The 6,565-nt window shown below is 49.2% G+C and carries 7 protein-coding genes; 5 read left to right on the top strand and 2 right to left on the bottom strand.

The annotated features are described in order from the left end of the window. The 4 genes from cobT to A3750_RS10395 all read left to right on the top strand — a co-directional run. Positions 1-917, top strand: a 917-nt coding sequence (gene cobT, locus A3750_RS10410) for a nicotinate-nucleotide--dimethylbenzimidazole phosphoribosyltransferase (protein ID WP_068548243.1), incomplete at its 5' end; no start/stop codon positions are given. Between the two features lie 15 nt (positions 918-932). Then, the gene (gene cobS, locus A3750_RS10405) at positions 933-1,712 is read left to right on the top strand and encodes an adenosylcobinamide-GDP ribazoletransferase (protein WP_082863093.1); all 780 of its coding nucleotides are present in this window, start codon (positions 933-935) and stop codon (positions 1,710-1,712) included. 3 nt (positions 1,713-1,715) lie between these two features. After that, positions 1,716-2,366, top strand: a complete 651-nt coding sequence (gene bluB / locus A3750_RS10400; protein ID WP_068453511.1) for a 5,6-dimethylbenzimidazole synthase — start codon at positions 1,716-1,718, stop codon at positions 2,364-2,366. Positions 2,367-2,482: 116 nt separating this feature from the next. After that, positions 2,483-3,529: a sensor domain-containing diguanylate cyclase gene (locus A3750_RS10395; protein WP_068453513.1), complete on the top strand. Its 1,047-nt coding sequence runs from the start codon at positions 2,483-2,485 to the stop codon at positions 3,527-3,529. Here A3750_RS10395 and A3750_RS10390 read toward each other — a convergent pair. Continuing rightward, positions 3,501-4,694 (bottom strand): DUF819 family protein, encoded by a 1,194-nt coding sequence (locus A3750_RS10390; protein WP_068453515.1) that lies wholly within the window; start codon positions 4,692-4,694, stop codon positions 3,501-3,503. The genes A3750_RS10395 and A3750_RS10390 overlap by 29 nt on opposite strands. Next, positions 4,691-6,046 (bottom strand): alanine racemase, encoded by a 1,356-nt coding sequence (locus A3750_RS10385; RefSeq protein ID WP_068453517.1) that lies wholly within the window; start codon positions 6,044-6,046, stop codon positions 4,691-4,693. The genes A3750_RS10390 and A3750_RS10385 overlap by 4 nt, the downstream gene beginning before the upstream one ends. 192 nt (positions 6,047-6,238) lie before the next feature. Between A3750_RS10385 and A3750_RS10380 the strand changes: the two genes are divergently transcribed. Beyond that, complete coding sequence (locus A3750_RS10380; RefSeq protein WP_197474991.1) at positions 6,239-6,544, top strand: DUF3081 family protein; 306 nt, start codon at positions 6,239-6,241, stop codon at positions 6,542-6,544. Positions 6,545-6,565: the final 21 nt, after the last annotated feature.

The following is a 6,565-nucleotide window of genomic DNA, read 5'->3' as shown; positions in this document are numbered from 1 at the left end:
TTTGTTTAGTTCAAAAAACGCTAGAGCCAACGCTGATCAAGCCTACGATCGTTGTTTTTGCTGGTGATCATGGTATTGCGCACGAAGGGGTGAGCGCCTATCCGCAAGAAGTGACTTGGCAAATGGTGATGAATTTTGTTTCAGGAGGCGCTGCGATCAACGTGTTTACTAAGCAGCATGCTATGGATCTTTGTGTGGTTGATGCAGGCGTTAATTATGACTTTCCAGAGGGCTTGGGTGTCGTTCCGAAAAAAATTGCGAAAGGGACGAAGAGCTTTTTAAGGCAAGCGGCGATGAGCCACGATCAGCTGAAACAAGCATTGGACTATGGAAGGGAGTTAGTTTCTGATCTGGCAGAAGCAGGTTGTAATGTGCTTGGTTTTGGTGAGATGGGCATTGCGAACACGACCGCTGCGACGGCACTGATTTGTCAGTTGAGCGGTATGTCTTTGGAGTCCATGACTGGACGCGGAACAGGGCTAGACGACGAGCAGTTGAATCACAAACTCAAGGTGCTGCAAAGCGCATTTTCCCATCATGGTCGTATCGAAGAGCCAGAGCGCGTTTTACAAACCTTTGGCGGTTTTGAGATCGCCCAGATGGTTGGCGCAATGCTTGAAGCGGTGCAGCGGGATATGGTGATACTGGTAGACGGTTTTATTGCTTCTGCCGCCTACCTTGTGGCAAGCAAAATGGATACGCGGATGGCGAGGCATGCGGTGTTCTGTCACCAGTCTCATGAGGCTGGCCATCAGGCACTATTGCGTGACTTGAATGTTGAACCCTTACTAAAGCTCGATCTGCGTTTAGGTGAGGGAACAGGCTGTGCGTTGGCGTTCCCTTTAGTTGAGTCGGCGGTGCGCTTTATGAATGACATGGCGAGCTTTGAACAAGCTGGCGTCTCTGAAGCAGACTAACCAAGGTTTTTTATCGTGATAGAAGTTGCGTCAATCATCAGGCACCAATTGCGTTTGGTTCACTATGCGCTGATGTTCTACACGCGCATTCCTTTGCCATCGCTCGACAGTACGGATCAGAATATCCAAGACCATGCTAGCCGCTATTTTCCTTTGATCGGTTGGCTTGTTGGCGCAACCTGTGCGGGATCGTTTCTGGGTTTGAATATGCTGTTTACCCAAGAGGTCTCTGTTGTCTTAGCGGTGCTCATCGGCATCTACACCACGGGTGCTTTCCATGAAGATGGTTTAGCGGACACGTGTGACGGTCTAGGAGGTGGTTGGGATAAGGCGCAAATTCTCGATATTATGAAAGACAGCCGTGTCGGCACATACGGGTTGGTTGGACTCGGCTTTGCACTTATGTTGAAAGTTACTTTGCTTGCTCAATTGCCTATCGAATATGTTGCGCTTGCACTGCTTGTCGCGAATGTGGTCTCGCGTTGGTACAGCGTTTTGGTGATGCGCCTCATGCGCTATGTGCGAATGGACGCGTTGAGCAAAGCCAAACCGATCACCAAGCATTTTGCAAACAAAGACTTTCTGATAGCGACCTGCATCACCTTGCCGGCGTTTTGCTTTTTGCTAGTTGGTGATATTTGGCTTGCAACCCTAACCATGGGGCTTCCCGTGCTGTACCTCTGCTTGAAGCTTAGAAAATGGCTTGGTGGATATACCGGAGATACCTTAGGGGCCGTGCAGCAGGTGAGCGAAATAGGGTTCTATCTTTCTTTAGCGGCGATATTGACGTGGTAGCGTATGAGTAACCCTTTCACTTACAACGAGGACGATAAGTCTGCCATTTATCGCGTCATGGCTGAGCGTCGAGACATGCGACATTTCAATGGCAAACCGGTCAGCGAAGACGTGTTAATAAGATTATTCAAGGCCGCGCATATGGCGCCAAGTGTTGGGCTGATGCAGCCTTGGCGGTTTGTTCGTATTACGGACTTGGCGCTCAGGGAGCGTATCTATGGTTTGGTTGACGATGAGCGCAAACAAACGGCCATTGCGTTAGGAGAAAGAAAGGCTGAGTTTTTAAAGCTAAAGGTCGAGGGTGTAAGGCAATGCTCCGAGTTGGTGATCGCGGCTTTGCCGGATGGGCGAGAGCAACATGTTTTTGGTCGACGGACGTTACCAGAAATGGATCTTGCATCGCTATCCTGTGCTATCCAAAATATTTGGTTGGCGGCGCGTGCAGAAGGCTTGGGTATGGGGTGGGTCTCGCTGTTTGATCCACAGGCACTTAAAGCGGTTTTGAATATGCCCGAAGACAGTCATCCAGTCGCTATATTGTGTCTAGGCCATGTCGATCAGTTCTATGATAAGCCCATGCTCGTCCAAGAGGAATGGGCGCAAGAGACGCCTTTGGCCGAGTTTTTGTTTGAAAACAAGTGGGATACGCACTAACTGCCAAAGCTAAACCGCTGCTCGACCTTGGGTTTAGGCTGGGTAAGTTTGCCTAAGCGCTTTTCTCGTCTAAGCTAGGTGCATCCATAATAATTCACATCGTCTTAAGACTCGTCATGCAAAAACCAGCAAAACCTGAAAATGAGCGTGATCGCATTGCAGACCTGCATAGCCTTAACATTTTGGACACACCAGCCGACAAGTGGTTCGAGGCGATTACCGGCGTCGCGAAGCAGCTCTTCAACGTGCCGATTGTTGCCGTTAGCCTGGTAGATGAAAACCGGCAGTGGTTCAAATCTATTCAAGGGCTTGAAGTTCATGAAACGGGGCGTGACGAGAGTTTTTGCGGTCATGCGATATTGCAAGACGACTTGCTCTACATTCCGGACACGCTGCGCGATCCGGTATTCGCAGATAATCCCCTAGTCACTGGCGAGCCGCATATTCGTTTCTATGCCGGCTGCCCGATTGTTTCAGCGAACGGATACAAGCTCGGTACGATCTGTATTATCGATCGAGTGCCGCGTATGTTTGCGCCTGGTCAGCTAAATGGATTGCGGCAGTTGGCGCTTTTGGCGGAACTCGCCACTCAGGTGGTTGCGGGTAGAAAGGTCTATCGTTCATTACTAGATCAAGTGAGCTTGCTTGATCGGCAAACTAAAATTGATCATCTGACGCGTTTGTGGAACCGCCGCGCAGCAGAGGACGCGTTAGAGCAGCTCGCAAGTCGCAGCAACGATCAGGGTGATGGTTTTGCGATTGCTGTAATTGATATTGATAGCTTTAAAGCGATTAATGATCAGTATGGTCACTCAGGTGGTGATGAGGTACTGACCGAGTTGAGTCGCAGAGCTATTGCAGAATTGCGAGATGGTGACATTCTCGCGCGCTGGGGTGGTGACGAATTTATTGTGATATTAGATTGTGTGCAGGCAGAAAAAGTGCACCAGTTGCTAGAACGTTTCGCGTCGCGTATCTGCGAACAAGCGATCTCTTTTGATGATCAACAAATCAATATTTCGCTGTCGATTGGTTACAGTGTTTTTGAGGTGCCGGAGCACCGTGATTGGACTTCGGTATTCGAAGCTGCGGACGAAGCCATGTACGAATCCAAACAAGAAGGGCTCGGTCGAGTTACGTACCGAGCAGCGCCTTCAAACTAAACGCGACGGCAATCCCAAAATAGTTCCCGAGCACATATCCGATAATCGCTGCACAGAAGCCAGGGACGAGCAGGGCTTGGTTGCGCAATGCGCCGACAATGACAGGAATAAAAGGTACGGACATGATTGCTGCTGACGCGGTCACTAAAAACGTATCGACGTCTACTTTTAGCCAGCGACAAATTGTCGCATGCACAAGCAAGGCACAAATAAGCATAAGCCCAATATAGCTAAAGAGCGCTGCATCGATGTCTGCCAGAATCGCCAGATTCGTCATACTTCCCATCGTGAAGCAAAATACCAGCACGAGATACATTCCAAGCCGAAAGCTGATCTTCAAGTGCTGAACCGGAGGAATGAACGACGACGCCATTCCCAGTGTCGTGATGAGAATAATCGTAGCTGAGGATTGCATTGAGCTAGGCAGCAAGCCGCTCACCCCCAAACTTAAGCCAACAATGACGGCTGCAACGAGCATTGTTTTGAATAAGGCGCCCAGGTTGTTAACACGTACTAGTTCAGCGTAGCTTGCAGAACGTTCGTCGCCAAGATGTGCAAAGTGAATGGCGTCTGTATTCTGGCCTTGATCTTCTTTCTTAAAGGCAGGTAGAAAATATTTGAAGATGGGTTTGGCAACGCTCAGGACAAACAATAGAAATAACGCAGACAGCATGATGTCGTAACTGGTCATGCGCACGAATATGGTTTGGTCGCCCTCTATCGCAGCGTTAATCGCAGCCATATTTGGGCCACCTCCAGTATACGCCCCGACTGCGAGTCCGGCGACCTGCCATAAGGCCTCTATATGGCCGTTGAACGCAAAGCTCAGTGCAAAGGTGCAGCACAAAATAGAGGCGAAGGCGGCGATCATCGCTTTGGCTGTGAGGCCGGCATGTGCTAGTGCAACCTTTAAATTGATCGACATGACTAATAGAGGGATGGCAAGCGCGATACTGATTTCCGTGAGTTGGGTTTGTGCACCAGACAGGCCATCTAATGACGTGATCGCATGCCAATCCAACGCATGCACAGCGGTGTTGAGTAGGATTCCGGAGGCAAAGCAGAGCAAGACAAGGCCGAGCTTATCAACCCAGCTCAGATTATGCCCAAGCCAGACCAGTAGTGCGGGAAACAAAAGGCATAGCAGCACAACAAGCATGATCATTGTTGTTTACCCTCAGTTGTCGCGTCATGTACGCCACTCTGCTTCGCAGACGAGCTTGTCGATGAGGGTGTTGAGGAGGGTGTTGAGGAGGGCGATGACCCTAGGTCAAAACGCGTTCCCTGCGTCAACGCGGGCCACCATGTGTCTATTTGCCCATGGTTCAGCACTGCGACATCGCCAAACTGAAGTAATACAGATTCACTTTGCTTTGGTCGAAAAAGCATTAAATCATCGGCTTGAATGGCGCAATTATCGTCAAAAGCATACAACTCCTGATTACTTGATCGACCAAATATAGGCACTAGTTTTGCGCTTGAAGGGTAGCAGGGTTCTGCAAGCCAATTGCCGCCGTAGATATACCCCGAACAAAGCGGCAACTGTTTTGCTTTTCTCAACAAGGAAGACAGTGCTGCGGGGCCCGGAACTGAGATGCGATCAACGCGCTTTAAAAGAGGGGTTGCGATGAAAACCGCGGACTCAAATTGCGTGAGATGCGGCAGGTCAAAGTCGCATGGCTTAAGCAGAGCTGAGCCTACCGAGAGCTCATTGCAAGGCGCTTTCGCGGTGTACTCGGTGAACGTAGTACTGCCTCCGGAGTTAAAGCAGGTGCCAGGCACACTGAGATGCTCGACACGCTCTTTAAACGCTTCGTAGCTATGCCAGCTGGCATCTAGCGCACCCTTCAGCCCACCTAAAATAGAGGGGATCTTCGCCGCATGTGCTTCATACCCCATTAATCCCGCAAACCTTAGATTATTACTTTTTTCGAGAAGCGTGATCGTATCTTCGAATTCTGCATTAAGGCTGAAACCACCTCGATGTAAGCCGATATTTATTTCAAGATTTATCCGCAAGCTTGCGTGGTGCTTTTTAGCGATTGCTTGATACTGCTCAAGACGCGCGTGGCTATCGATCAGCCACTGAACTTGTGACAACTTCGGTGCCGATTTGCTCTTTGGTTGCTGCATAAACCAAACAAGCAATTGTTCGAAAGCCGCTGCGGGAAGTGGTTTTCCTAACAATATGTCGCTCAATGCATAGCGTGACGCAATTTGCTGAATGAAGGGAGCATGAAAACACATAAAGCGTTGCGTTTCGGATTGCGTTTGAGCGCTGATGTGGTCAATCAGCTGCATGCAAGGCAAGGACTTTACCACTAAGCGATGCACAAAACCCTCGTTTAGTATTTGCTTTAGCTGCGCAATGTTGCGATTTAAAGCGGCCTGATCAATAACGAGTGTTGGCTGACTAATACCCGCTTCGGCTAGGAGTTTACTCAAGGCGTGATATTGCAGAATCGAATCCTGCAGGGGTGCAGAGGTCTCAGAGGGCACAGGGTTGTTGGAGTGCATAGGGCGCGCGGCTCTTTTTGTTATTGATTTTGAGAAGATTGATCGAAGGTTACTGCTACGCAAGGCTTTGGGCAATATCCAAGATGGCCAAGATGGTAGGCGATGCTTCACAAGTACGATTAGAGTTAAGGGGCTCTACGCATAGTCCATCATCGTTACGATCACGTAGAAACAATGAGAACGCAGCGATGCATGATAATGGTAGATTTGAGCAAATACATGATGGATGATCTGAAGCAGAAAATTGAAGTACGCAAGGCGCTAAAAGCATTTGAATTGATTCGCCAGTTTGGCGAGCAAGAGGGTGATGAGTATCGTCTGTATGGCGTAAGCGCCAGCTCAGACTTTGATGGTTATAATCTTTTACTAAAAGATGCGCGTGTGAAATTACATATCTTCTTTCATAACAAATTTGAATGCGACTTCGATTCAAAAAGCGCGCTCGACGCATTTATCGGCAAGCTTGATGCTTTGATTGAGCATTACGAGGCGGTATAAGCGGGTCTTCCTGAAACAGCG

The sequence above is a fragment of the Oleiphilus sp. HI0079 genome, assembly GCF_001635105.1.
Note: the sequence above shows the minus strand (reverse complement) of the source record. Positions and strands in the feature narration are given on the sequence as shown.

Excerpts from the sequence above, each read along its gene's own strand:
- bluB (WP_068453511.1), top strand. The coding sequence starts at position 1,716 with ATGAGTAACCCTTTCACTTACAACGAGGACGATAAGTCTGCCATTTAT.
- A3750_RS10395 (WP_068453513.1), top strand. The coding sequence starts at position 2,483 with ATGCAAAAACCAGCAAAACCTGAAAATGAGCGTGATCGCATTGCAGAC.
- A3750_RS10390 (WP_068453515.1), bottom strand. The coding sequence starts at position 4,694 with ATGATCATGCTTGTTGTGCTGCTATGCCTTTTGTTTCCCGCACTACTG.
- A3750_RS10385 (WP_068453517.1), bottom strand. The coding sequence starts at position 6,046 with ATGCACTCCAACAACCCTGTGCCCTCTGAGACCTCTGCACCCCTGCAG.
- A3750_RS10380 (WP_197474991.1), top strand. The coding sequence starts at position 6,239 with ATGATAATGGTAGATTTGAGCAAATACATGATGGATGATCTGAAGCAG.